30 protein-coding genes are annotated in these 25,035 nt (G+C 32.6%); 17 read left to right on the top strand and 13 right to left on the bottom strand.

All coding sequences use genetic code 11. The features are described 5' to 3' along the window. Nucleotides 1-9: 9 nt before the first annotated feature. Entirely contained in the window at nt 10-1,395 is a 1,386-nt protein-coding gene (locus HA144_RS08170) for a class II fumarate hydratase (RefSeq protein WP_209043565.1), read from the bottom strand. Between the two features lie 49 nt (nt 1,396-1,444). After that, entirely contained in the window at nt 1,445-2,740 is a 1,296-nt protein-coding gene (purB, locus tag HA144_RS08165; protein WP_209043564.1) for an adenylosuccinate lyase, read from the bottom strand. A gap of 277 nt (nt 2,741-3,017) precedes the next feature. On the opposite strand from purB, the gene HA144_RS08160 reads away from it, so the two are divergent. Next, a complete protein-coding gene (locus HA144_RS08160; protein ID WP_209043563.1) occupies nt 3,018-3,830 on the top strand; it encodes a TlyA family RNA methyltransferase in 813 nt (270 codons plus the stop codon). A gap of 1 nt (nt 3,831) precedes the next feature. Here the strand turns inward: HA144_RS08160 and HA144_RS08155 are convergent, their stop codons facing one another. Both HA144_RS08155 and HA144_RS08150 read right to left on the bottom strand, forming a co-directional pair. Next, on the bottom strand, nt 3,832-4,170 hold the full coding sequence (locus HA144_RS08155) for a P-II family nitrogen regulator (RefSeq protein ID WP_011377098.1): 339 nt from the start codon (nt 4,168-4,170) through the stop codon (nt 3,832-3,834). 24 nt (nt 4,171-4,194) lie between these two features. Then, on the bottom strand, nt 4,195-4,440 hold the full coding sequence (locus HA144_RS08150; RefSeq protein ID WP_209043562.1) for a hypothetical protein: 246 nt from the start codon (nt 4,438-4,440) through the stop codon (nt 4,195-4,197). A 178-nt stretch (nt 4,441-4,618) separates the two neighbouring features. Here HA144_RS08150 and queF point away from each other — a divergent pair, with 178 nt between their 5' ends. After that, entirely contained in the window at nt 4,619-5,029 is a 411-nt protein-coding gene (gene queF / locus HA144_RS08145) for a preQ(1) synthase (protein WP_209043561.1), read from the top strand. Here queF and HA144_RS08140 read toward each other — a convergent pair. The 3 genes from HA144_RS08140 to HA144_RS08130 all read right to left on the bottom strand — a co-directional run bounded on the left by HA144_RS08140 (nt 5,026) and on the right by HA144_RS08130 (nt 8,278). Further along, complete coding sequence (locus HA144_RS08140) at nt 5,026-6,312, bottom strand: cytochrome c biogenesis protein ResB (protein WP_209043560.1); 1,287 nt, start codon at nt 6,310-6,312, stop codon at nt 5,026-5,028. The two genes, queF and HA144_RS08140, sit on opposite strands and share 4 nt — an antisense overlap. Beyond that, nucleotides 6,313-6,969 (bottom strand): cytochrome c biogenesis CcdA family protein, encoded by a 657-nt coding sequence (locus HA144_RS08135; protein WP_209043559.1) that lies wholly within the window; start codon nt 6,967-6,969, stop codon nt 6,313-6,315. It abuts the gene before it with no gap. Nucleotides 6,970-7,051: 82 nt separating this feature from the next. After that, entirely contained in the window at nt 7,052-8,278 is a 1,227-nt protein-coding gene (locus HA144_RS08130) for an FtsW/RodA/SpoVE family cell cycle protein (RefSeq protein WP_209043558.1), read from the bottom strand. Between the two features lie 267 nt (nt 8,279-8,545). On the opposite strand from HA144_RS08130, the gene HA144_RS08125 reads away from it, so the two are divergent. The 11 genes from HA144_RS08125 to HA144_RS08075 all read left to right on the top strand — a co-directional run bounded on the left by HA144_RS08125 (nt 8,546) and on the right by HA144_RS08075 (nt 15,899). After that, nucleotides 8,546-9,022: a hypothetical protein gene (locus tag HA144_RS08125; RefSeq protein ID WP_209043557.1), complete on the top strand. Its 477-nt coding sequence runs from the start codon at nt 8,546-8,548 to the stop codon at nt 9,020-9,022. A 23-nt stretch (nt 9,023-9,045) separates the two neighbouring features. Next, nucleotides 9,046-9,771: a F0F1 ATP synthase subunit A gene (gene atpB, locus HA144_RS08120; RefSeq protein ID WP_011863567.1), complete on the top strand. Its 726-nt coding sequence runs from the start codon at nt 9,046-9,048 to the stop codon at nt 9,769-9,771. Between the two features lie 165 nt (nt 9,772-9,936). Next, nucleotides 9,937-10,182: an ATP synthase F0 subunit C gene (atpE, locus tag HA144_RS08115; protein ID WP_002805169.1), complete on the top strand. Its 246-nt coding sequence runs from the start codon at nt 9,937-9,939 to the stop codon at nt 10,180-10,182. Between the two features lie 69 nt (nt 10,183-10,251). Continuing rightward, nucleotides 10,252-10,713 (top strand): F0F1 ATP synthase subunit B', encoded by a 462-nt coding sequence (locus HA144_RS08110; protein ID WP_209043556.1) that lies wholly within the window; start codon nt 10,252-10,254, stop codon nt 10,711-10,713. Beyond that, nucleotides 10,710-11,222 carry a F0F1 ATP synthase subunit B gene (locus HA144_RS08105; protein ID WP_209043555.1) on the top strand — a complete coding sequence of 171 codons (513 nt, stop codon included), beginning with the start codon at nt 10,710-10,712 and terminating at the stop codon, nt 11,220-11,222. The genes HA144_RS08110 and HA144_RS08105 overlap by 4 nt, the downstream gene beginning before the upstream one ends. Next, nucleotides 11,222-11,764, top strand: coding sequence for an ATP synthase F1 subunit delta (gene atpH, locus HA144_RS08100; RefSeq protein WP_209043554.1), 543 nt, complete (start codon nt 11,222-11,224; stop codon nt 11,762-11,764). Before HA144_RS08105 ends, atpH begins: the two co-directional genes overlap by 1 nt. Nucleotides 11,765-11,794: 30 nt before the next feature. Further along, nucleotides 11,795-13,312, top strand: coding sequence for a F0F1 ATP synthase subunit alpha (gene atpA, locus HA144_RS08095; RefSeq protein WP_209043553.1), 1,518 nt, complete (start codon nt 11,795-11,797; stop codon nt 13,310-13,312). A 19-nt stretch (nt 13,313-13,331) separates the two neighbouring features. Beyond that, the gene (locus HA144_RS08090) at nt 13,332-14,282 is read left to right on the top strand and encodes a F0F1 ATP synthase subunit gamma (RefSeq protein WP_209043552.1); all 951 of its coding nucleotides are present in this window, start codon (nt 13,332-13,334) and stop codon (nt 14,280-14,282) included. A gap of 16 nt (nt 14,283-14,298) precedes the next feature. Beyond that, the gene (locus HA144_RS08085; RefSeq protein WP_209043551.1) at nt 14,299-14,625 is read left to right on the top strand and encodes a 2Fe-2S iron-sulfur cluster-binding protein; all 327 of its coding nucleotides are present in this window, start codon (nt 14,299-14,301) and stop codon (nt 14,623-14,625) included. After that, nucleotides 14,622-14,813, top strand: a complete 192-nt coding sequence (locus HA144_RS08080) for a hypothetical protein (protein ID WP_209043550.1) — start codon at nt 14,622-14,624, stop codon at nt 14,811-14,813. Before HA144_RS08085 ends, HA144_RS08080 begins: the two co-directional genes overlap by 4 nt. 27 nt (nt 14,814-14,840) lie before the next feature. After that, complete coding sequence (locus HA144_RS08075) at nt 14,841-15,899, top strand: DUF3326 domain-containing protein (protein ID WP_209043549.1); 1,059 nt, start codon at nt 14,841-14,843, stop codon at nt 15,897-15,899. Here HA144_RS08075 and HA144_RS08070 read toward each other — a convergent pair. Genes HA144_RS08070 through HA144_RS08055 form a run of 4 tightly spaced genes read right to left on the bottom strand, consistent with a single transcriptional unit; the run spans nt 15,896 to nt 20,397 of the window. Next, nucleotides 15,896-17,593: an NAD+ synthase gene (locus HA144_RS08070; protein WP_209043548.1), complete on the bottom strand. Its 1,698-nt coding sequence runs from the start codon at nt 17,591-17,593 to the stop codon at nt 15,896-15,898. The genes HA144_RS08075 and HA144_RS08070 overlap by 4 nt on opposite strands. Continuing rightward, complete coding sequence (locus tag HA144_RS08065) at nt 17,590-18,168, bottom strand: nicotinate-nucleotide adenylyltransferase (RefSeq protein WP_209043547.1); 579 nt, start codon at nt 18,166-18,168, stop codon at nt 17,590-17,592. The genes HA144_RS08070 and HA144_RS08065 overlap by 4 nt, the downstream gene beginning before the upstream one ends. A gap of 7 nt (nt 18,169-18,175) precedes the next feature. Continuing rightward, entirely contained in the window at nt 18,176-19,417 is a 1,242-nt protein-coding gene (locus tag HA144_RS08060) for a GTP-binding protein (RefSeq protein ID WP_209043546.1), read from the bottom strand. Beyond that, nucleotides 19,414-20,397 carry a CNNM domain-containing protein gene (locus HA144_RS08055; RefSeq protein WP_209043545.1) on the bottom strand — a complete coding sequence of 328 codons (984 nt, stop codon included), beginning with the start codon at nt 20,395-20,397 and terminating at the stop codon, nt 19,414-19,416. Before HA144_RS08055 ends, HA144_RS08060 begins: the two co-directional genes overlap by 4 nt. 72 nt (nt 20,398-20,469) lie before the next feature. Between HA144_RS08055 and HA144_RS08050 the strand changes: the two genes are divergently transcribed. The 3 genes from HA144_RS08050 (at nt 20,470) to HA144_RS08040 (ending at nt 22,589) form a co-directional block, all read left to right on the top strand. Beyond that, the gene (locus HA144_RS08050; protein WP_209043544.1) at nt 20,470-21,795 is read left to right on the top strand and encodes an aminopeptidase P N-terminal domain-containing protein; all 1,326 of its coding nucleotides are present in this window, start codon (nt 20,470-20,472) and stop codon (nt 21,793-21,795) included. A gap of 53 nt (nt 21,796-21,848) precedes the next feature. Continuing rightward, nucleotides 21,849-22,007, top strand: coding sequence for a hypothetical protein (locus HA144_RS08045; RefSeq protein ID WP_209043543.1), 159 nt, complete (start codon nt 21,849-21,851; stop codon nt 22,005-22,007). 114 nt (nt 22,008-22,121) lie between these two features. Continuing rightward, nucleotides 22,122-22,589: a 30S ribosomal protein PSRP-3 gene (locus tag HA144_RS08040; RefSeq protein ID WP_209043542.1), complete on the top strand. Its 468-nt coding sequence runs from the start codon at nt 22,122-22,124 to the stop codon at nt 22,587-22,589. A 3-nt stretch (nt 22,590-22,592) separates the two neighbouring features. On the opposite strand, the gene atpC is transcribed toward HA144_RS08040, so the two are convergent. Both atpC and atpD read right to left on the bottom strand, forming a co-directional pair. Beyond that, the gene (gene atpC, locus HA144_RS08035) at nt 22,593-22,997 is read right to left on the bottom strand and encodes an ATP synthase F1 subunit epsilon (protein ID WP_209043541.1); all 405 of its coding nucleotides are present in this window, start codon (nt 22,995-22,997) and stop codon (nt 22,593-22,595) included. Nucleotides 22,998-23,040: 43 nt separating this feature from the next. Beyond that, complete coding sequence (gene atpD / locus HA144_RS08030; RefSeq protein WP_209043799.1) at nt 23,041-24,501, bottom strand: F0F1 ATP synthase subunit beta; 1,461 nt, start codon at nt 24,499-24,501, stop codon at nt 23,041-23,043. Nucleotides 24,502-24,721: 220 nt separating this feature from the next. On the opposite strand from atpD, the gene groES reads away from it, so the two are divergent. Then, entirely contained in the window at nt 24,722-25,033 is a 312-nt protein-coding gene (gene groES / locus HA144_RS08025; protein WP_209043540.1) for a co-chaperone GroES, read from the top strand. The last annotated feature ends 2 nt before the right edge of the window (nt 25,034-25,035 follow it).

Genomic DNA, 25,035 nt, shown 5'->3' with positions numbered 1-25,035 from the left:
ATTTTTTATTCAAATCATTGAATTAATATTCATTGCTTCATCAAATTCATCTTCGTTTAAATAACCTAATTTAAGTGTTGCCTCTTTTAAATTTAATGATTTTTTGAAGGCAAGGTTTGCAATTTCAGCTGCTTTTTCATAACCAACTTTTGGTACTATGGCTGTAACTAACATTAGTGAATTTTCTAAATTTAACTTCATTTTCTTTTGATTAGGTTCCATCCCATCAACTAATTTTATTCTGAAGTTTTTTATTGCATTTTTAAGTAATTTTAAACTTGTAAGAATATTAAATCCAATAAGAGGCTTATATTCATTCATCTGTAAAGTGCCGCTAGAATTTGCCATTGAAACTGCATATTCAAGACCCATTATCTGAGTGCAAACCATTGATAAGGCTTCGCATTGAGTTGGATTCACTTTGCCCGGCATGATAGAACTTCCAGGTTCATTTTGAGGGATAATTAATTCATATATTCCTGATCTTGGACCAGAAGATAATATTTTTATATCATTTGAAATTTTAAATAATGCACCTGCCAATATTTTTATCTGACTCATTACTTGAGCTAGACGATCATGCGAGGCCATGATAGAAAAATTATTTTTTGATTTATAGAACATTAGATTAGAATCATCCGAAATTATTTTTATAGACTCTTCACAAAATCCTTTTGGACAATTAATACCTGTACCAACTGCAGTCCCTCCTAGAGGTAAGAAATACAATTCATTCAGACTCATAATAATTGCATTCTCAGCATCTTTAAGTTGTTCTGACCATCCTGATATTTCTTGACCAAAAGAAAGGGGCACTGCATCTTGAAAATGGGTTCTTCCTATCTTTATAAGGTCTTTCCATTCTTCACTTTTTTTATCAAGGATCTTCGTAAGTTCTCTAATCGTTGGAATTAGATTTTTGATTATTTCATTAACAACAGATATTTGAATAGCAGCAGGAAAAGTATCATTAGTTGACTGAGATTTATTGACATCATCATTCGGATGAATTGGTTGATGACTACCAAGATCTGAATTTGTTTTTAATGCTGCAATATTTGAAATTACCTCATTAACGTTCATATTTGTTTGCGTGCCACTACCTGTTTGCCAAACCTTTAAGGGGAACTGTGAATCATGAAGCCCATCAAGTATTTCTGTACATGCCTCTACAATCAAATCTTTTTTTCTTTTATCTATTAACCCTAAATTGAAATTCGCAATTGAAGCCGCTTTTTTTATAAGGGTAAGTGAATAAATTAACTCAATTGGAATTAATTCTTCTCCAATAGAAAAATTTATTATAGATCTTTGTGTTTGAGCACCCCATAAAGCTTCGATGGGAACCTCTATTGTTCCCATACTATCTTTTTCAATCCTAAAGTTTTTTTTCATTATTCCTCTGAAAACACTGGTTTAACTTAGATAAGGTTTTCAGTAAATCCTAGATACCTAACTTCTCCCATATTACACTTAAATTATTGAGATGAATTGAAGGATTAAAACATTCTTCTAAGTCGCTTTGATCGATAAAATCCATTATTTCATTATCTCTCTCTATATTTTGTTTGAAATTCCCATTCTGAGTATTCCAAGCCTGATGAGCATTTTTTTGTACTAAGCTATAAGCTTTTTCTCTAGATAAGCCCTTCTCTACAAGCAAAAGTAAAACTTTCTGACTAAAGATTACACCGCCATATATATTTAAATTTTTGAGCATATTTTTTGGATAAACTTCCAAATCGCTTACGATATCTTTCATTTCCCTGAGCATAAAATGCAAACAGATTGATACGTCAGGTAACATAATACGTTCATTTGAACTATGGCTTATGTCTCTTTCGTGCCAAAGTGGAACATTTTCCAGAGCTGTTACGACGTAACTTCTCAAAACCCTTGCTAAACCGCTTACTCTTTCACTTCGAATAGGATTTCTTTTATGAGGCATGGCAGAACTTCCTTTTTGCCCTTTTGTAAAGCCCTCTTCAACTTCTAAAACATCAGTTCTTTGTAAATTTCTTATTTCAGTTGCGAATCTATCTAGAGAAGCGCCAACTAATGCAATAGTTTGAACATATTCTGCGTGCCTGTCTCTTGATATAACCTGCGTACTTGCTGTGTCTGGTTTTAAGCCGAGTAAATCACAAGTTATTTTTTCTACTTTGGGATTAGTATTAGCGTAAGTTCCCATTGCACCACTTATTTGTCCAATTGCTACAGATTCTTTAAGTGTTAACAATCTTTTTTTGTTTCTTAGTATTTCTGCTAACCATCCAGCAAGTTTAAAACCGAAGGAAATTGGCTCCCCATGAATTGCATGAGATCTGCCAATCATTAATGTATTTTTATGCTTCCTTGCTAATAATCTGACTTCATTTTCTAGTTTCTCAATTTCTTCTAATAACAATTCGGAAGAATCTTTTAACTGAAGAGATAAGCCAGTATCAAGGACATCACTACTGGTCATGCCAACATGTATGTATCTTCCAGAATCTCCTACAAATTCATTAACGCTTGTAAGAAATGCTATGACATCATGTTTAACTTCTTTCTCAATTTCTGTAATTCTAGATTTATCAAACTTTGCATTTGCACGTATCTCTTTCATGGCATTCTCAGGAATTTTCCCGAGGGAAAAATTTGCTTCACATGCAGCTATTTCAACCTTCAGCCAACTCTGGAATTTTGCGCTTTCAGTCCAGATTTTCCCCATTTCGGGTAATGTGTAACGCTCAATCACAATTTTTATTAATCATCAATTTAAACTTTATAACCAAAATCGAATTATTGCCCTATACCTTGAAGATGTAATTGCCATTGAACATATTTGCCTGATTATTATTTTCTTATGTAACATTTTTCTGCAGATTCAAGAAAATTTAAATATTTGAATATTTGCATTTATTGCCTTTATGATTAATAGGTAATTTTTTAGTTCTAATTTAAAATTAAAAGGTATAAAAGAATTTGGATCTTAATCTCGTAGAAGTTCATTATTCAGTCTTTTTTATTAATTGATGATTAAAAAAAGTAGATTAGACCTTTATCTTTTTAATAAAGGTTTATGTGAAACGCGTCAAAAAGCCCAAGGTTTAATTCTTGCTGGTAAGGTTAGAGATGTCAATGGAAAAGTATTGGATAAACCTGGACAGCAAGTATTAATTGGAGCTGAATTGTTTATTGAATCCGAACCTATGTTTGTTTCAAGGGGAGGCGAAAAATTATTGGAGGCATTTAAAAGACTTGAAATTAAAGTACAAGATAAAATATGTATTGACGCAGGAATCTCTACGGGGGGATTTACTGATTGCTTATTGCAACAAGGAGCAAAATTAGTTTATGGGATAGATGTTGGTTATGGACAAACTGCATGGAAGATTAGGAATAACCCCAAAGTCATACTTTTTGAAAGAACTAATATTCGAAATTTAAAACCTCATGATCTTTTATCTAGAAGCGATGAATTGCCCAATTTTGTAGTTGCTGATTTGTCTTTTATTTCATTAAAGTTAATTTTTAAATCTATTAATAATTTATTAGTAGGCGATTCTATAGAGGGAATATTTTTAATTAAACCCCAATTTGAGGTGGGTAAAGATAAAGTAAGTAAAGGCGGCGTAGTTCGTAATCCTAAATTCCATGTTGAGGCTATAGAGTCCGTTATTTGTACTGCTAAAAATTTTCAATGGAATATAAAGAATTTGATAGCTTCCCCTTTAGTAGGTCCTGCTGGAAATCATGAATATCTAGCTTGGATGAGCTTAAAAAATGAATCAAATCCAAGGATTAATAGTCAATATATAAAAAACTTAGTAAATGAAACTCTTTAAATTAGAGAGCTTCTTCATCTTTGTCGCCAGTTCTAATTCTCACAACTGAATCAATTGATGTGATGAATATTTTCCCGTCGCCTATCTCTCCAGTTTTTGCTGCTTCAGCAATTGCATCTATGACTGAATTAACTTTTTCATCTTCTACAACAACTTCTACTTTGAGTTTTTGAAGGAATTCAACAGTAAATTCGGATCCTCGATATCTTTCAACTTGTCCTTTTTGCCTGCCAAAACCTCTTACTTCACTGACAGTCATCCCAACAATACCAGAGTTTACTAATGCAATTTTTACATCCTCCAGTTTAAATGGACGTATGATTGCCTCAATTTTCTTCATGATTAAAGGTTGAATATCGTTATTTTAATTGTTTTTTGGGAAAACATCCAACATTGAAATATCAGAAAAACATTTAATTTTTAGTCCTGCATTCGTGGCGTCTTCAATTAATAATGTGGAATTTTCCTCAGAAATAATTACTGTACTATTTGACAATGCTTCCCACTGATCATCCTGGAAGTGTGTTTGAAGCCATAACATTCCGATTGCGCTTTTTGGTTGGAGGGATTTATTTAAGTTGTTATCGATAGTTATCAAACAAATGTCCATTAATTTTCTTTTGAACTAAACACATATAACCCTTTTAACCGACACTATGAATGTTGCAGTTGATACAAAAATAAGATTTAACAGCTTTTGGCTTATTCATTTGTAATACTTAAGCTTGTTGGGATTTTTGCAGATTTTGATCTTTTTATATAGGTTTAATAAATAAGTTCTACTAAAAATGAGTACAGCTAAATTAGATGATTCGACACAAAGACCACTTTATGGTGAGAGAATTATTGAAGAATCAAAAATAATTTGTTTCGATAATCCAAATAAGAAAAGAATTTATGAAGTTTCTATCCAGTTACCTGAATTTACTTGTAAGTGCCCCTTTTCTGGTTATCCAGATTTTGCAAAGCTCAATATTATTTATCAACCTAATTTGAAAGTCTATGAGTTGAAGTCTTTAAAGCTTTATATTAATAATTTTAGAGATATAAAAATATCACATGAGGAAGTTGTTAATAGAATTATGGATGATTTAGTGAATGAAGGCTCACCTCACTGGATACATTTAAATGCGGCATTTAACCCTAGAGGGAATGTTTCTATGCAGTTAGATATTTTTAGTGGACAGAAAAAAAATTAAAAATTTTTTATTTCTTCTGATATTTTAAAAAATTCTTTTTTAAAACCAACTAGATTTTTATTGCTAAGACCTCCAATGTATAACCTTTGTGATTCTTGATTTACAAGAATCCATAATTGGTTAGTTGGAATAAGACTTATTATTGTTCCAAAAATTATTAAAATAAAAGAAAAATAAATAAATGGTATAGAAGGATCATTTTTAATTATTAATCCACTGCTGGGGATTATTTTTTTTAGAGATAATTTTGAAGAATTTACTTCTAAAGAATTGTCATTGATATAGAGATTATTCCCGGAAAGATTTTCTATATTTGAAATTTTAAGTGGTCCATTTTCATTATCTATGGTTAAAAGGAAATTTTTTTTAGTTTCTGAACCTAGTTCAATCAAAACCCCCCAAATCTGATTTCCGATTTCAGGAATCTCCTTTAACTGTAATTGGTAAAGGATATTATCAATTTCTAATACTATATTTGATATCGCCCAATCAGCTTGATAAATAGTTAACCCTTTAAACCTTATTGGGTGATTAACTTTGGCAGTTTTTATTTCATTTAAATTTAGATCTTCAGAAGAAAAATTTAATTTTGAAATAAACTGTTTGGGTACTCCATCACTTTCTCGTTCTATAGAAAAATCGACTAACTCTATATTGGCTTTTGAGTTTGTGCTCTCATTAACAAGATCCAAACTTTCTCCAGGCAGTAAATATTCTTCTTTTGATTGACTTGTAAAACTTCCATATGCTGAACCTATAAGTAAGACTATTAATCCGATATGTACAACTAAAGGTCCGATTTTTCCAATTAACCCCCTTCTTGCAGAAATATGACTTTTTAATTTGTATGTTTTCCATCCTTTTTTTTTAAGTAATAAATCTACTTTTGATATGTGGTCTCCATTTTGATCGATTGGGTGACTTGTAGTTAGTTGCAATTTGCTAAATTTTTTTTCGCTCTTGTATTCAATCCATTTTAATGAAGCTTTTAATGAAGGGATTTGCCTCCTGAAACTACAAGCAGCTAGCGAAATGCAAAGAAGAATTAATGTAAATAAAAACCAAAAGCTTGTATATACATGATCCAATTGAAGTTTTAAGACTTTTTCTCCATCTAAAAATCCAAAAATTGGAGCACTATCGAAATTATCAATATAGAATTTATAATTATTACCTTGAGGTATAAAAGTACCTATGCCACTTGAAATGGCTATGAAGATTATCAGTGATATGGCAAATCTTAAACTTGATATTTTTAAAATTAGATTCTTAAAAATAATCATTTAAATCCAATTTGAAAATAAATTTAATAAACCTAGGGAAACTAAAAATATCCCACTTAAAGTGGGAATTATTTGACTAAATTTTCTAAGCTCTAAAAATTGTTTTAAGTTTTCTGCAGTAGCTCCTGCAACAATTAATGGAGTTACTTGGCCTATCCCAAAGAAAAATAAAAAAATAATAGATATTGTCGGGTTTTTAGCTTGCGATACCCAAGCCAGAAGAGTTGCTAAAACTGGAGTAATGCAAGGTGAAGAAGCTAGTCCAAAAGTAGTCCCTATCGCAAAAGGTGCTATAAATGTTGGAATTTTATCTTCAATGATTTTTATATCAGGTCCATTCGGGAACTGAAACTTTAGAATCCCTAGTAAATTTAAACCCATTATTATTGCTATCAAGGCAACTACCGAAGTGTAATAAGATGGAATTTGTCCATATATTCTACCTAAGAATCCACTAGCAGCACCAAGAGCAACAAGTGAAAAAACGACTCCTCCTGAAAAACTAATAAGTTTAAATTTATTTTTCTCTGTTCCTCCTATATAAGCAATAGTGATTGGTAGTAAAGATATTGAACATGGGCCAAGACTAGTTAAAAGACCTGCGCTGAAAACCAAAAATATAGTAAATGGGCCAGGATCATTAAGACCATTCTGCATGAGCAGATTACCCTTTTGAGATAATTCTGAAATAAATAAATTAAATGATTCGATAGCCTGACTTAATTCTTTTAAATTCTAACTAATTAAGAGTCTTTCGTGTATTAATCATACCTATGAATCCTGTTGACTCTAATGAACATCTCAGTAACATGCCTGCAATAAAAAAAGATGCTATTAAAGAATTTCCACCATAACTAATGAAAGGTAGTGGTAAGCCTGTAGTAGGCATGGATCCAGTTGCCACAGCAATATGCATTATCGATTGACCTGTTAACAATACTCCACATCCGATAGCGACTAATTTTGTATAGTTGTTCCTGCACTTAAGACTAATTCTTAGGCTTATTAAAGAGAAAACTGCTAAAAATCCTAAGAATAAAGTACAACCCAACAAACCAAATTCTTCTGCAAAAATGGCAAAAATAAAATCTGTATACATGAACGGTAGATACTGTAATTTTTGCATAGATAGTCCAAAACCTTGGCCAAATAGACCACCTGAACCTATAGCTAATAAACTCTGAACCAATTGAAATCCACTTTCCTGTTGATCTTTCCAAGGATTAATAAATGAAGTAACTCTAAGTTTTTGATATTGGTTCATGAGGATACTAATACATCCAGTTATGAATCCTAATGAAGCAAATGAGCAAAGAGAGCTAAGTTTTACGCCTCCACAAAAACCCATTACCCAAAAAAGAATTCCAGTTAATGATGCAGTACTTAAATTAGGCTGTTTAAGTATTAATAAAATTAATAAACCAAAAGAGAATATTGAAATTAATTTTTTATCATTCTTTATCAGATTCCAATGAGCAAAAAGATTAGAAGCTTCAAGAATTAGAAAAGGTTTTATTAATTCAGATGGTTGCAGACGTAAAAACCCTACCACTATCCATCTTGAAGAGCCATTCACTGTAATCCCAGTAATGTTGGTTAGAAAAATTAAAAAAAATAAAATATAAAAAATAATTCTTGAAAACTTTAATAGATTTCTAATGTTCGTATTTAGAACGAAATAAAAAAGACCAATGCCTGGAATTGTCCAAATAATTTGTTTTTTTAAGAAATAAGCCCAATTTCCCATTTCCCTACTAGCTACCCACCAACTTGATGATCCTAGTATGCATATTCCTAATATTGACCAAAATCCAATCAAGACAATGAGGATTTTTGCCTCATAAGGCCATATTGTCCACGGTAAGGGCAATATACATTCTATTAAATTTTTTTTGTAATTAGAATTAAAGGTTTTTTTTCTTTTAGAAATTCTTTTATATTTTATTTGTTCTTGACTTATCTCCAATTTTTTAGATGTATATGTACTATTGAGACGTTTAATTAAGATTTTGCCAAGTCTTTTATTAACTTTTTAAAGTGTTAAAGCAATTAAAAAGATGACTTTTTATAAATTTTATTTTTGAAGAATAAAGTAAAAAATGGTCTACAGATTAATCATAAATCTTAAGAATTAATTTTTTATAGAAAAAAACTAGCTAAAAGGTACCTCTCCATGATAGATTCCGTGAGTTTATATACTTACTTCAAACCATTCAGAGAGGGTTTCTAAACTATGTTCACATCAGTGGACTCAAATAGAAAAAAACTTGAGCATCTTTCTAATGAGAATGTTCAATTTCCTCAACCCCTGAATAATTCGATCATCAAAGAAAGTAAATCTGGCATTGCCAATCAAATAGATAATTTGCTTTCTCAAAATGATGAATACACAAAATTGCAATTAACAATTTTTGGAATTACTTTTATTGTTTCTATTTTATTAGCAGCAATAACTGGAATTTTTCTAGGTTTTACTTTTGGTTTTAGTATTTTTATAGGTGCAATTGCCGGCATTTTTTACCTACGTTTGCTTGCCAAAAGTATAGGGAAACTTGGTAAAGAATCATCAGGTGTATCAAAATTGCAACTATTAGTTCCAGTTTGCCTCTTTATCTTTACGAGCAAGCTAGGATCTTTGGAGATTTTTCCTGCGATGATAGGTTTTTTCATTTATAAGCCTTCACTCATTCTTTATTTTTCACGTTCTTAAGTAAATTTTTTTATTCAAAACAAATGTTTTTTAATTCCTTGCTAACAAATTTTGCAGCATTAGAAGTTGGTCAACATCTTTATTGGCAAATTGGAAATATCAGACTTCATGGGCAGGTATTTTTAACATCTTGGATTTTATTAGGAGCGTTATTAGTTTTTATTTCTTTAGGAACTAAAAAAATGGAAAATGATCCCAAAGGCCTTCAAAACTTGCTTGAGTTCCTCTGGGATTACATAAGAGATCTTGCTCGGACGCAAATAGGCGAAAAAGTATATAGAGATTGGATGCCATTTATAGGTACTTTATTTTTATTCGTCTTTGTTAGTAATTGGGGAGGAGCTTTAATTCCTTGGAGATTGATTAAATTACCTAGTGGAGAATTAGGAGCACCTACTGCAGATATTAATACAACTATTGCCTTGGCTTTATTGGTTTCACTTTCGTATTTCTATGCAGGTTTAAGCAATAAGGGCTGGAGATACTTCGAATACTATGTTCACCCAACTCCGATTATGCTTCCTTTCAAAATTCTAGAGGACTTTACTAAACCTTTATCACTCTCTTTCAGGCTATTTGGAAATATTTTGGCTGATGAACTTGTTGTTGGTGTTCTAGTCTTTTTAGTTCCACTAATTTTACCAATACCTGTTATGTTCCTAGGATTATTTACTAGTGCAATTCAGGCATTGATTTTCGCAACTTTAGCTGCCTACTACATTGGAGAAGCTGTTGAAGAACATCATTAGCTATCTTCCAATACATTCAGATTCTTTTACAAAGGGTCTGTAATCTGGCAAAATATCTAATCGCGTAGGTCTGATATGATCAGACCCATTCTTAAATGAAAGGATGTCCAAGCGTGTATGTCAAAAAAGATTTATCAAAAGTATTAAGCTCTTTATTTCAAAATTATGGATTCGATTACTTCCGCTGCATCAGTTGTAGCTGCTGGTTTAGCAGTTGGTCTAGGTGCTATTGGCCCAGGTCTTGGACAAGGTAACGCAGCTCAAGGTGCTGTTGAGGGTATAGCCCGTCAACCAGAAGCTGAAGGTAAAATCAGAGGAACTCTTCTTTTATCTTTCGCTTTCATGGAGTCATTAACAATTTACGGATTAGTTGTGGCTTTGGTACTACTTTTTGCGAATCCTTTTTCCTAAAAGTTAATATTGCTTCTAATTCCTTTTTAGCAATATTTAAATTTAATTTCTTAACTTCAACTGAATCATATGTTGGCCTTTAATTTTTTTGGTGCTACCGAAGGTGGATTATTTGATATAAATGCCACTTTGCCACTAATGGCGATACAAGTAGTTGCGCTTACTTACATTTTAAATTCTCTCTTTTTTAAGCCTGTTGGTAATGTTGTAGAAAAAAGAGAAAAGTTTGTAAGTAATAATATTATCGAGTCCAAAAATAAACTTTCAGAGGTTAAAAAATTAGAAGCTGATTTATTAACTCAGCTTCAAAGTGCTCGAACAGAAGCCCAAAGAATTGTGAGCGAAGCTGAGGATGAGTCTGACAAGCTTTATAAAGAAGCACTAGAACTTGCCAACAATGAAGCAAATGCTTCAAAAGAAAAAGCAAGACTAGAAATTGAAAGTCAGACGTCTGCTGCTCGTGATCAACTTTCTAAACAAGCTGATGATCTAAGCGAACTTATTGTTAATAGATTGATTCTAGAAAAATGAATTTAACTCTTTTAGCTACAGAAGGTTTTGGACTAAACTTCAATTTATTTGAAACTAATATCCTTAATTGGGCTGTAGTGGTTTTCGGCCTTTATAAATTTTTGCCTGGTTTTCTCGGCAAAATGCTTCAAAAAAGGAGAGAAGGAATCCTTCTTGAATTAAAAGATGCTGAAGATCGACTTCTAAATGCAACTCAAGCTTTAGAGAAGGCAAAGAAAGATTTATCTTCAGCAGAAGAAAAAGCTTCTCAAATAAAAGCAGATTCCCTTAAAAGATCTGAATCAATCAGAATGGAAAGTGAGAAAAAAGCTATAGAGGAGATGGCACGAATTAAACAAAGTGCAATCTCTGATGAGAGCTCTGAAGCATCCAGAGCAATTTCTCAACTTCGAAAAGAAGCTGTTGAACTGGCAATTAAAAAAGCCTTAGATTCTCTCCCAAATCGACTTGATAAAATAACACAAGAAAATTTGGTAACTCAATCAATTAACAATATTGAGGTGAACTAATGCCACTTTTAAATTCAGTTACTACACCATACGCAGAGGCATTACTTCAAGTTGTGAATGAAAATTCGCAAACTGAAGAGATGGTTTCTGAGGTTAAACAACTCTTGGAATTAATAAATGATGCCCCTGAATTGGAGAAGGCACTATCCTCTCCCATTTTAGAGACAGATGCTAAGAAGAAAATCATTATTGAAATTTTTTCAAATAAAGTCAATTCTTCTTTATTGAATTTCTTGAAATTATTGGCCGATAGGCAAAGAATTGGAATTCTTACTTCAATTCTTGATAGGTTTTTAGAGATTTACCGAGAAAATAGTAATATTGCTTTGGCAACTGTTACTTCTGCAGTCGAGCTTACTGATGAACAGAAAGGTTTAATTACCAAAAAGATCATCAATATTGCTGGAACAGAAAAATTAGAACTTGTAACTAAAATCGACCCATCTCTTATTGGTGGTTTCGTCGCCAGTGTAGGATCAAAAGTAATTGATGCTTCCCTTGCTTCACAAATAAGAAAACTTGGCTTATCCCTCTCCAAGTAAATTTTAAATCAACCTTAAATTCTTAAATCCATGGTATCTATACGCCCTGATGAAATCAGTTCAATCTTAAAACAACAAATAACTGATTATGACCAATCTGTAAGTGTTAGCAATGTAGGAACTGTTCTGCAAATCGGTGATGGCATTGCAAGAATATATGGCTTAGATCAGGTCATGGCAGGAGAGTTATTGGAATTTGAGGATGGTACCGAAGGTATAGCTTTAAATCTTGAAGATGATAATGTTGGGGCCGTTTTAATGGGAGAGGCACTTGGCGTCCAAGAAGGAAGTAACGTTAAGTCCACAGGTAAAATTGCATCTGTTCCTGTTGGGGAAGCAATGCAGGGGAGAGTTGTTAACCCTCTTGGACAACCAATAGATGGAAAAGGGGAAATTCCAACTAGTGATACTAGATTGATCGAAGAGATGGCTCCTGGAATAATCAAGAGAAGATCAGTGCATGAACCAATGCAAACAGGTATTACATCTATTGATGCAATGATTCCTGTTGGTAGAGGTCAAAGAGAATTAATTATTGGTGATAGACAAACTGGAAAATCTGCAATTGCTATCGACACAATAATCAACCAAAAAGGTCAAGACGTAGTTTGTGTTTACGTAGCTATTGGTCAGAAGTCAGCATCTGTAGCAAATGTAGTTGAGGTTTTAAGAGAAAAAGGAGCTCTTGATTACACCATTGTTGTTAGTGCAGGAGCCTCTGAAGCCGCAGCTCTACAATACTTAGCACCTTATACTGGTGCTGCAATTGCTGAGCACTTTATGTACCAAGGTAAAGCAACACTAGTTATTTATGATGATTTAACAAAACAAGCTCAGGCTTATAGACAAATGTCTCTCCTTTTGAGAAGACCACCAGGAAGAGAAGCTTATCCTGGAGATGTTTTTTATTGTCATAGCAGATTACTTGAAAGGGCAGCAAAATTATCTGATGATATGGGCGGCGGTTCAATGACAGCTTTACCCATTATTGAAACTCAGGCAGGTGACGTTTCTGCTTATATTCCTACTAATGTTATTTCAATTACTGATGGACAAATATTCTTGAGTGCAGATTTATTTAACTCAGGATTAAGACCAGCTATTAATGTTGGTATTTCTGTTAGCCGTGTTGGAGGAGCTGCTCAGACAAAAGCAATTAAAAAAATTGCAGGAACTTTAAAATTAGAACTCGCACAGTTTGATGAACTAGCTGCTTTTTCTCAATTTGCATCTGATCTTGATGAAGCAACTCAGCAACAACTTGAAAGAGGTAAAAGACTAAGAGAGTTACTAAAACAAGCACAGTTCTCACCATTAAATCTTGCTGAACAAGTTGCTGTTGTGTATGCAGGTGTTAAGGGTCTTATTGATGAAGTTCCAGTGGAAGATGTAACTAAATTTGCTGCTGAATTAAGAGAATATCTTAAGTTAAACAAAGCAGAATTTATAGAAGAGATTCTTAAAGAGAAGAAATTGAATGATGGCTTAGAAGCAACACTCAAAGAGGTGATTAATGAAGTTAAATCTTCAATGCTTTCCACAGTTTAAATTTATTTAAGGGAATATCATGGCAAATCTTAAAGAAATTAGAGATCGAATAGTTTCTGTTAAAAATACACGAAAAATAACAGAAGCTATGAGATTAGTTGCAGCTGCAAAAGTTAGGAGGGCACAAGATCAAGTTCTTAAGAGTAGGCCTTTTGCAGATAAACTTGCTCGGGTTTTAGAAAATATTCAATCTAGAGTTCAGTTTGAAGCTGTAGATTCTCCTCTTCTATCAAAAAGAGATGTAAAAACAATTTCTTTGGTATGCATAACTGCAGATAGAGGATTATGTGGAGGATACAATACCAATATAATTAAGAAGGTGGAAATTAGGTATGCAGAACTGATTAAACAAGGTTATGAACCAAATTTGATCTTAGTTGGTAAAAAAGCAATAGGTTATTTCCAAAATAGGAAAGATAGATACACAATTAAAAGCACATTTAAAGAGCTGGAACAGGTACCAACTGCAACAGATTCTGAGGGGATAACTAGTGAAGTCTTAGCTGAATTTCTTTCAGAAAATTCTGATAGGGTAGAAATTATATATACGAAATTCATTACTTTAGTCAGTTGTGCACCTGTAGTTCAAACATTGCTGCCACTAGACCCTCAAGGTATTGCAGATGAAAATGATGAAATTTTTAGGTTAACCACTAAAGATAGTAAGTTACTTGTTGAAAAATCAAATATTGAAAAAAGTGATTCAGAGAAGTTGCCATCAGATATAGTTTTTGAACAAAGTCCTGATCAACTATTGGATTCATTATTACCTTTATATTTACAGAATCAGGTACTAAGAGCTCTTCAAGAGTCGGCAGCTTCAGAACTCGCTTGCAGGATGACTGCTATGAATAATGCGAGTGATAATGCTAAAGAATTAGCAAGTACTTTGAATCTAACCTATAACAAAGCCAGACAAGCTGCTATTACTCAAGAAATATTAGAGGTTGTAGGGGGTTCAGCAGTTTAGCAATAAGATTTAGGATATGCCTGAATACAATATAAAAGTTCAATTTGAGCAAAAGACTTTTAGTTTTTTATGTTCTGAAGATCAAGATATTATTTCAGCGGCTAAAATGAATGGAATAGATTTACCAAGTAGTTGTTGTTCAGGAGTTTGTACAGATTGTGCATCCATGATATTGGAAGGATCTGTAGATCAAGAAGATGCTATGGGATTAAATGATGATTTAAGGGGAAAGGGCTTTGCACTTTTGTGTGTGGCATATCCTAAGTCAGATTTGAATATTGTTATTGGTAAAGAAGTCGAAGATGATTTATATAATGACCAATTTGGTAAATATCAAAAATGAAATTAAGTTCAGTTGATTTTTATTTAGATTGGCCAGTTTCAATAAAATTAAAAAATTTAAGAGAATTTATCATTGCAAATTTAGAAAAAAAAGGTGATGTAATTCGATGGTCAATTGTTGATATTCAAAATTCTATTGACTCTTTTGGAACAAAAAAACTTAAAATTAAAGCTGTCTTAGCTAATTAAAGAATATAAATTGGAATATTTTTATTAATGAAAAATTCACCAACAATATTCATTATTCCAACTGGTATTGGTTGTGAAGTAGGAGGTTTTGCTGGGGATGCACTTCCTACCGCTAAATTACTAGCATCGGCAAGTGGATGTTTAATTACTCATCCAAATGTTATGAATGGCGGTACTCTTTCTGAAAAAGATGAGAATATTTTTTATGTTGAAGGTTATAATTTAGACCGACTTGCTAAAGGAGAAATAGCTTTAAAAAGGATAAACCAACAGAAAATTGGGATAATTTTTGATTCAGCCATTGAAAGTGAAATATTAGTAAGACATTTACAAGTTGCTGATGCATGTGTTTCTACTTTAGGGATTAATGTTCATTCTTATGTGATTACAAAAAAGCCATTAAACATAGTTATTGATTCTGATTCGTCAAAAATCAGTGGTGGCATAATTGAGAATCCTGATACTCTTATTGATGCTGGAAAATGTTTAATAGAAAAAGGAGTTACGGCAATAGCAATTGTGTCAAAATTTCCAGATGATTCAGATTCTTCGGAAACAAATATTTATCGAGAGGGAAAAGGGGTTGACCCTATCGCTGGAGTCGAAGCAGTTATAAGTCATTTAATAAGCAAATTCTTAAAAGTTCCTTGTGCTCACGCACCTGCTTTAAATCCAATTGAATTGAATGAAAATTTAGATCCTCGTGCATCTGCAGAAGAAATAGGATACACCTTTTTGCCATCAGTCCTGATTGGGTTAAGTAATGCCCCTGACATTGTTGAATTGCCTGCTAAAAATGAATTAACCTCAATACACCCTGATCAGATTGAATCTATTGTTGTTCCTAATGGTGCATTAGGTGGAGAAGCAGTACTAGCAGGGATTGAAAAAGGTTTAAATATTATCTCTGTAAAAAATCAAAATACATTAAATGTTACTAATAATTTTTATGATTATCCCAATCTTTTTGAAGTGGATAATTATTTAGAAGCTGCAGGCATAATTCTTGCTATCAAAAAAGGTATCAACCTTGATTCAGTTAAGCGGCCTTTGAAGAAAATTCAACAGTGTTATTACAGTGATTAATAAGATATTGCAATTGGAACTCTCCAGTCACTTCCCAACGATTGACTGCTTAGCTTAAGAATAGGGGGAGCCTGCTTTCTTTTGAATTCCGCTTTTTTTATAAGTGAGATTATTTTTAAAATTAATTCTTTTTTATAACCATCTTCTTCTAGTTGCTGTAAATCTTTTTTCTCTTCAATAATACCTTTAAGAATATTATCTAAAATAGAATAAGGTGGGAGAGAATCAGTATCAAATTGGTCAGGACCTAATTCGGCACTTGGAGCTTTCGTACGTATATTTTCTCCAATTATATTTACATTAGTATCTAACATATATGATTTTCTATGATTAATTGAATCTTCACTATCAAGCCAATTGCATAATTTAAAAACATTAGTTTTATATAAATCCCCAATTACCGATAATCCCCCATTCATATCACCATAAAGTGTGCAATATCCTACAGCTAGCTCTGATTTATTTCCTGTTGAAAGTAATAAATGCTTTTCTTGATTTGCTAAAGCCATCAGAAGCGTTCCTCTGATCCTTGATTGAATATTTTGATTTGTTATTTCAGCCATCTTGAAAGATATGGTTTTTATAAAAGACTCTTCAAAAGAGCTCATCAAGTTTTCAATTGGGATGCTACTGAAATTGATTTTTAATCTTCTCGCTAAATCTTTCGCATCACTCTTTGAATGAGATGAGCTCCACTTAGAGGGCATTGAGACGCAATAAATATTATTACTACCAAGTGCAGCTGTAGCAATTGCTGAAACTAGTGCTGAATCAATGCCACCACTTAGCCCAATTAAAGCTGTTTTAAATCCGCATTTTTGAGCATAATCCTTTACACCAAGGACTAATGCATCAAAAATTGATGACATCTCAGACTTTTCAAATTTATTTTTTTGAGGTTTTGTTTGATCAATGTTCCAACTGGAGAAGTCTTCTGAAAAAGATTTTAATTGCTTAATTCTTGATCCATTCTTATCAAGAATAAAGCTATTTCCATCAAAAATTAAATTATCATTTGCCCCAATCTGATTAACATATATTAGTGGTACTTGAAGATATTGAGCAGCAAAACTGGAAACTTTGGATCTTAGCTCTAACTTTTTGAAGGTATATGGGGAGGCCGATAAATTCACTAGAATATCAACTTTTTTTTTCTTTAAATCAAAAATAGGATTCTTTTTATGAATTCCTCTACCTTCTATATTTTTGTTGACCCATAAATCCTCACATATAGTAAAGCCAAGTCGCCAAGTTTTATTATTAATTTCTTTTGTTAATACAGACACTTTTTCTTCTGATCTAAAGTATCTTTTCTCATCAAATACTTCATAGGTGGGAAGAATAATTTTACGAGCAATTATTTTCCATTCACCGCGCTCAACCAATGCAATAGAATTATAAAGATTTGGGAAAAAAGAATCATTTATTATTTCAGCTATACCTACTGTGATACTCAAGTTTCCATATTTTTGATTAATATCTAGAGCTAATTGGTCAAGAATTTGATATTGATTGTTGAGTAAATTTTTTTTTAGAAGTAGATCATTTGCTGGATATCCCCATAATGATAATTCTGGAGTAAGAACTAAATCAGTTGCAGTTGAGCTAGCTTTCGAAGCAGTAAAAAGTATTTTTTTTGCATTACCCTCTAAATCACCAACAACTGGATTAATTTGAGCAAGTAAAAACTTCATTCAATTAGTTTAGTGGATTCATATAAATTATTCTTTTTAACAAAATCTATTAATGAACTTGGTAAATTAGAATAATTAAAATTTGACCTGAACTTAGAACTTGAAATGTTTGGGATTTTTATAGTTGAAATCTTAAATTTCACTTTATAAGTTTCTAACATTTTAAGAGTATTTGATTCAACAGGATATCCCTCTCTTAAAATTAATAAAAAATTAACAGCATCATTTATTTTATCAAAATTTTTCCAGTAAAAAATATCTTTAATTAAATCACTCCCAATAACAAAATCTAAACTATTAAATTTATAAATTCTTTTACATTTATTAATTGACTCTACTGCCCATTGACTACTAACATTTTGATCAAATAAAATTTTAGGATTATCTAAATCTTCAATAAGAGTCTTTAATAAATGGCTACGAATCGAGATATCTTCTTTGTGATTTTTGTTGGGGTTGTTGCTCACATAACTAATAGTAAAGGTATATATTTTGGATAATTCTTCAAGTATTTTTTTATGCCCAATGGTAGGTGGATCTGCACTAGTACCAAATAATGCAATGCTTTTTCCCATTTAAGTTTTAAGGCAGAATGCTTACAAAATTATTATTTAAATTTCTATTTGTAAAATAAATATTTATGTGGTTAAAAATCTCTGGGTCACTAAAAGTCATATTTTGGATCATAGTGGATGGATCTATAAAAGAAGCTTTGCTTCTTATAAATATCTCTTTTGCTGCTAGTTTCCCTAGGATTTTTGTAGAATGAATGGCGATAGCTGCTTGAATAATTGCGATGGGTCCATAGGGTAATAATGAAAGCCCGTTAGTAAAAGGTGCTGTTAATAGAACTACTTTCTTTATAAGGTTAAAAGATGTATTGACTCCTACTTGAGTGACTCCTAAAAATAAATTATTAATGGATATATTTTTAAATATTTTTCTTGTAGATTCACCTTTCAACTTTAAGCCGTAAATCTTACTTAACTCGCTAATCAATGCAGTATCTAGTGCAAAACTACCAGCTACATCAACTAAAATAAAAGGATTAAGAGCTACTGCTGATGCTTTTATAGTCGAAAATTTACCAATAGTTGACTGAGCTAATTTCTGCCTTCTTTTCAATCTTTGCTCTTTTATTCGCAGAAACAATTTGTCAGCCAATTGAATAGAATTTAGTGTTAATAATATCTCACCATATTGATTTATTGTTTTTGTTATGTAATTTTTAAGATTGTTTTCATGATTAATAATTATCGGAATATTTAAATCTTTCGGAAGCTTAGACTTTATATTTTCAATTATTTCTTTTAATTCATTTTTATTAAATAGATCGATTTTGTTTAAAATTACAATAATTTTTTTCCCATCTTTTATAAAAGACCTGATTTCGCTTAACTCATTTCTATTTAAATCCCCCGAAACTAAAAATAAAATGAGGTCTGAATGATTTATACAAGAGTAAATTTTATCTGGGAATTTAATATCGCAGAAATCAAATCCTGGAGAATCTAACAACTCTAAACTATTGAGTGTTTGGTCTTTAACAGTCCAACCCTGCGATTGAATTTCTCTTGTGGTCCCATTGATAATACCTGTTTTGAATATGTCTTTTTTTAATAAAGAATTTAAGACAGATGATTTGCCTACGCCTGATTTACCATATACTCCAATTCTTATTTTTTGTTCTTTGAGTCTAATAAGTTGTTGATTAAAAGAAATTATTTCTCTATTAAAAAAACTCTTTTCATAGTTGGTAAGATCAATTGTCTCCCACCAATTTTTTAAAAGAAAGTAATTTTTATTAATTTTCATTTGTTTCATGATTTATTCTTCCACCAACCGGCTAATACAGATAACACAGCTTCTGCACCAATAATTCCCACGAATCCCCCGAATTCATCTACTACTACTTTCACTCCTTTATGATTCTTGTCAAATCTCGTTAATAATTGATCTGCCTTTATCATTTCGGGAATGTAGTCCACAGGCTCGCAAATTTCTGATAATAATTTTTTATTTTCCCCATTAATTAATTCTTCTAGTATTTTTTCACGTTTAACTACCCCTTGTATTTTGTCAACTTTATCTTCCAAAATAACCCACCATGGAGAGCTGTCAGACATTATAAGTTTTGAAATTTCATCAAGATTCGAATACCCATCAAGACAAGGTGCTGAAACCCTAGGGATCATTAAATCTTTTGCTTTTAAATCATTTAGTTGGAAAACCTTAAATATCATTGCTGCCTCATCAGCTTCTATCAAGCCTTTCTGACTCCCAATTTTTGCCATTTGCCTAATTTCTTCTTCATCAGTTGAAATTTCGTTTTCTTCAGTAATAACTGGAAATATTTGCTCTATTAATATTAAGAATGGCCTCATTAAAGTATTTAATATTCTCAAGATAGGAACGGATAATAATGCTATTTGAACTGAAAATCTTGTACCAAGAGCTTTAGGAAGTACTTCTCCAACTAAGACAACTAATATATAAAAGGCAATTGAAAAAAAGGTTAATCCATAATTACTATTGATTACTAATGCTCCGTATACACCTAAAATAAGACTTCCAATTATATTAAATCCATTATTAGTAATAGTAATTACAGTTAATGTCCTTCCAAGATGTTTCCTGAGTTTAAGGAGTTGATTCGCAGAACTTTTTGGCTTTTGTCTTGAGGCTATTTTAATAATTCTTATTGAATTTACAGCTAAAAAAGCCGCTTCTACTCCCGAACAACAGGCAGAGCCTATTAATATAATTATTATTAGTAAAATTAAACCGTAAACGCTTGGTTCCATTAAGATAGAGCAAATCCAAATCTGTTCAATTCATTCTTCCATTTTTTTTCTAAACACGCCAATACACAATTTATGTCTAAATCTAACAATAAGGTTTTTGAAGAAAGAAGAGAAATATTCCTAGATAAATTAGATGGAAAAGCAGCAATTATCCCTGGGGCTACTCTTGTAAAACATCATGCTGATTGCGAATATCCTTTTAGACAAGAGAGTAATTTCTGGTATTTAACTGGTTTTGATGAACCGGATGCAATCGCTCTCTTCTTATCCCATAAGCCAAAGGGTGAGAGATTTATTTTGTTCGTTGCTCCTAAAGATATTATTAGTGAAGTTTGGCATGGCTTTAGATGGGGTTTAGAAGGGGCTGAAAAAGAGTTTAATGCTGATAAGGCTCATTCAATTAATGAACTAGGAAATTTACTGCCAAGTTATATAAATGGTTCTGATGAAATTGTTTTTTCAATTGGTAAAAATCCATTAGTTGAAAAAATAGTACTGGAGATATTTTCAGAACAACTTGAAAATCGCTCTCGATTGGGAATTGGTGCAAATTCTATAAAATCTCCAGAAATTTATTTAAATGAGATGAGATTAATTAAAAGTGAATTTGAAATAAATAGAATGAGAGAGGCTACACAAATTTCAGCAGAAGCTCATGAACTAGTAAGAGAATCTATCTCATCAAAGAAAAATGAGAGGCAAATTCAGGGTCTTCTAGAAGGATTCTTTTTGGAAAAAGGGGCAAGAGGACCTGCCTATAACTCTATTGTTGCTTCAGGAGATAATGCATGTATTTTGCATTACACTTCAAATAACTCACCATTGAATAAGAAGGATTTATTGTTGGTAGATGCTGGCTGCTCACTAACTGATTATTACAATGGAGACATAACAAGAACCATCCCAATAGGTGGAAAATTTTCTAAAGAGCAAAAAGTTATTTACGAAATTGTATTGAGTGCGCAGAAAAAGGCAATTAAAAGTGCCATAACTGGATCAAATTCTAGTACTGTGCATAATGTTGCTTTAACAATTTTGATAGAAGGATTAAAAGAAATTGGTTTATTAGCGGGCAGTACCGAAGAGATAATTGAGAATCAATCTTATAAACATCTTTACATGCATAGAACTGGACATTGGCTTGGCCTAGATGTTCATGATGTTGGAGCATACAGAATGGGAGACTATGAAGTGCCATTACAGAATGGAATGATTCTTACAGTAGAACCCGGGATTTATATAAGCGATAGGATCCCAGTCCCTGAGGGACAACCTCTTATTGATGATAAATGGAAAGGCATTGGGATAAGAATTGAAGATGATGTTCTAGTCAAAGATACAAATCCAGAAGTTTTGAGTATTGCTGCGCTAAAAGAAATTTCTGATTTAGAATTTTAAAATTTGACTTATCTAATTAATAGATTTATTTTTATAAAGTTTAATGTTCAAAAATGAATAAATCAGATTCATACGATTCGAAACTCTCTCAAGCAAGAGGCTTGGCTAGTCAGCTTGGAATGTTTGCAGAAGAAAACGATATTCCTAAAGATCTTTGGGATTCATTAGAAGCTACAATTTATAATTTTTATCAAGTTTCACATGATAGATAATAAGATAATAATTATGTTTAGAAAATATCAATAATTAAAATCAAGAATTTTTGAATAAACCAATCAAAATGTGACCATTAACTGATAAATTATTTATTAAACATAAATAATTGAATGACCTCTTCTGATAAGTTAAATCAAAATTCAAAGAAAAACAATAGTGATGACTCAAAGTCTAAAGATTCCTCTCCTAATTCAGGAATGATGGGTGCTACAGCTGTATTGGCGGCTGCCACAATTGATGAAGACGGAGTACCTACTGGTTATACCCCTAAACCTGATGAAGGAAGATTCATTATTAAAGTATTGTGGTTACCTGATAACGTTGCTTTAGCTGTTGATCAAATAGTGGGGGGAGGCCCAAGCCCTCTCACTGCTTATTACTTTTGGCCAAGGGATGATGCCTGGGAAAAATTAAAAAGTGAACTAGAGAATAAAGGTTGGATTACAGATAATGAAAGAGTGGAAATATTGAATAAAGCTACAGAAGTAATAAATTATTGGCAAGAAGAGGGTAAAACAAAAAAATTAGAAGAAGCCAAGTTAAAGTTTCCTGAAGTTACTTTTTGTGGAACAGCTTAAAAATTAGTTCTTTGCAGCTTGAATCCTAGCCTCAGCCTTCGAAATCTCTTTCAAGGCTTTTATTTTCTCTGGATTTTTTTCATTTTCAGAGAATTTACTAATCGCTATTTTTGCTTCTTTAAGATCTTGCTCAGCATTTTGAACATTAATTTCAGAACCAATTTCCGCATTATTTACTAAAACTATGACTTCATCTGATTCAATTTCAGCGAAGCCCCCCATTAAAGCTATTGATTTCCACTGAGAATTCATTCTTAGTCTCAAAACGCCGATATCTATAGCCGTAACCAAAGAAATATGTCCTGGAAGTACTCCAAGTTGTCCGGTAGTACTAGGAAGGATAACTTCTTCAGCTTCACCTTGATAAACATTTTTATTAGGAGCTAAAACTTTAAGAGAAATTGCCATTTATTTAAGAATTATTGAAGGTTAAATAAGAAAATATAAATATTTATTTTTCTGACTTAATTTTTTCAGCCTTAGCTTTTACTTCATCAATGTTACCAACTAAGTAAAATGCCTGTTCTGGTAAATCATCTAGTTCACCTGACAAAATCATATTAAAACCAGCTATGGTTTCCTCTAATTTTACGTATTTTCCAGACATTCCTGTAAATATTTCTGCTACGAAGAAAGGTTGGGAAAGGAATTTCTCAATTTTTCTGGCTCTGTCTACTGTTAATCTGTCTTCTTCAGAAAGTTCATCTAAACCAAGAATTGCAATGATATCTTGCAGTTCTTTGTATCTTTGCAAAGTTGATTGAACAGCTCTAGCTGTTTTGTAATGTTCATCTCCAACAACAGATGGTTGAAGCATAGTACTTGTTGAGTCTAATGGATCAACTGCTGGATAAATCCCCTTAGCCGCGAGAGCTCTCGCAAGTACAGTGGTGGCATCTAAATGGGCAAAGGTTGTTGCTGGAGCAGGGTCAGTTAGGTCATCAGCAGGTACATAAACAGCCTGAATTGATGTTATTGACCCTTCTAATGTAGATGTAATTCTCTCCTGTAATTCACCAACATCAGTTCCAAGAGTCGGTTGGTATCCAACTGCCGAGGGCATTCTCCCTAGTAAAGCTGATACTTCAGAGCCAGCTTGAACAAATCTAAAAATATTATCGACAAAAAGTAGAACATCCTGTTTATTTACATCTCTAAAATGTTCGGCCATTGTGAGTGCGGATAAGCCTACTCTCATTCTTGCTCCGGGTGGCTCATTCATCTGCCCAAAACATAAAGCCACTTTTGACTGCGTTAAGTCATCTGCATTAATAACTCCTGATTCTTTAAATTCTTCATATAAATCGTTACCTTCTCTAGTCCTTTCTCCTACACCTCCAAAAACAGAAACCCCACCATGTTCCTTCGCAATATTATTAATTAATTCTTGAATAAGAACTGTTTTCCCGACACCGGCCCCTCCAAATAATCCTACTTTACCTCCTTGTCTGTAGGGCGCCAAAAGATCTATAACTTTAATTCCTGTTTCAAAAACTTTTGGCTTAGTTTCTAAATCAGTTAATTTTGGAGCGGCTCTATGAATTGGAGCAGTATCACTAGTTTTAACAGGTCCTTGTTCGTCTACTGGTTCTCCTAAAACGTTAAATATTCTTCCTAAAGTTGCTTCTCCTACTGGTACAGATATTGGTGCACCTGTATCGATCGCTTCCATGCCCCTTACAAGACCGTCTGTGCCACTCATAGCCACTGCTCTGACTCTGTGGTCTCCAAGGAGCTGTTGAACCTCTGCTGTGAGAGCTATTTCTTGTCCTGCAGGATTTTTTGCTTCAATTCTTAATGCGTTTAATATTTTAGGCAATTTACCAGCTGGGAATTCTACATCTAGAACTGGACCGATTACCTGTCGTACTACGCCTTTTGTTTGTGAAGAAGTTGATGGGGTTGCTACCATTTTTTTATTAATTTGGTGATAATTAGCTGATTTAAACAGCTCATAATCCGAAAATACTACCATCTCATGGGTAGATTCGTTAAATGGGTTCGGCCACCCGCACAGTTCAAGTATGGTTTAATTGCTGCTTAGCGGATTATGTTGTTGATGATACGGATAGAGAATTTCTCTTTCTATTTTTACGACGCAAAGCGTCTCAATCATGATCCTCCATTAATCTATGGCAGCTGTTTCACTTACAGTCTCTACAGTAAAACCACTGGGAGATAGAATATTTATTAAAGTTTCCGCATCTGAGGAAAAAACTGCTGGGGGCATTCTTTTGCCTGATACAGCCAAAGAAAAACCACAGGTGGGAGAAGTTGCTCAGGTAGGCCCTGGGAAACTTAATGAAGATGGTTCTCGTCAAACTCCAGAAGTGAGTATTGGCGATAAAGTCTTGTACAGCAAATATGCTGGAACAGACATTAAATTGGGAGGAGACGAATACGTCCTACTCTCAGAAAAAGATATTTTAGCTGTAGTTGGCTAAAA

This window comes from Prochlorococcus marinus XMU1404, assembly GCF_017696175.1.
GTDB lineage: Bacteria > Cyanobacteriota > Cyanobacteriia > PCC-6307 > Cyanobiaceae > Prochlorococcus_A > Prochlorococcus_A marinus_X.
Note: the sequence above shows the minus strand (reverse complement) of the source record. Positions and strands in the feature narration are given on the sequence as shown.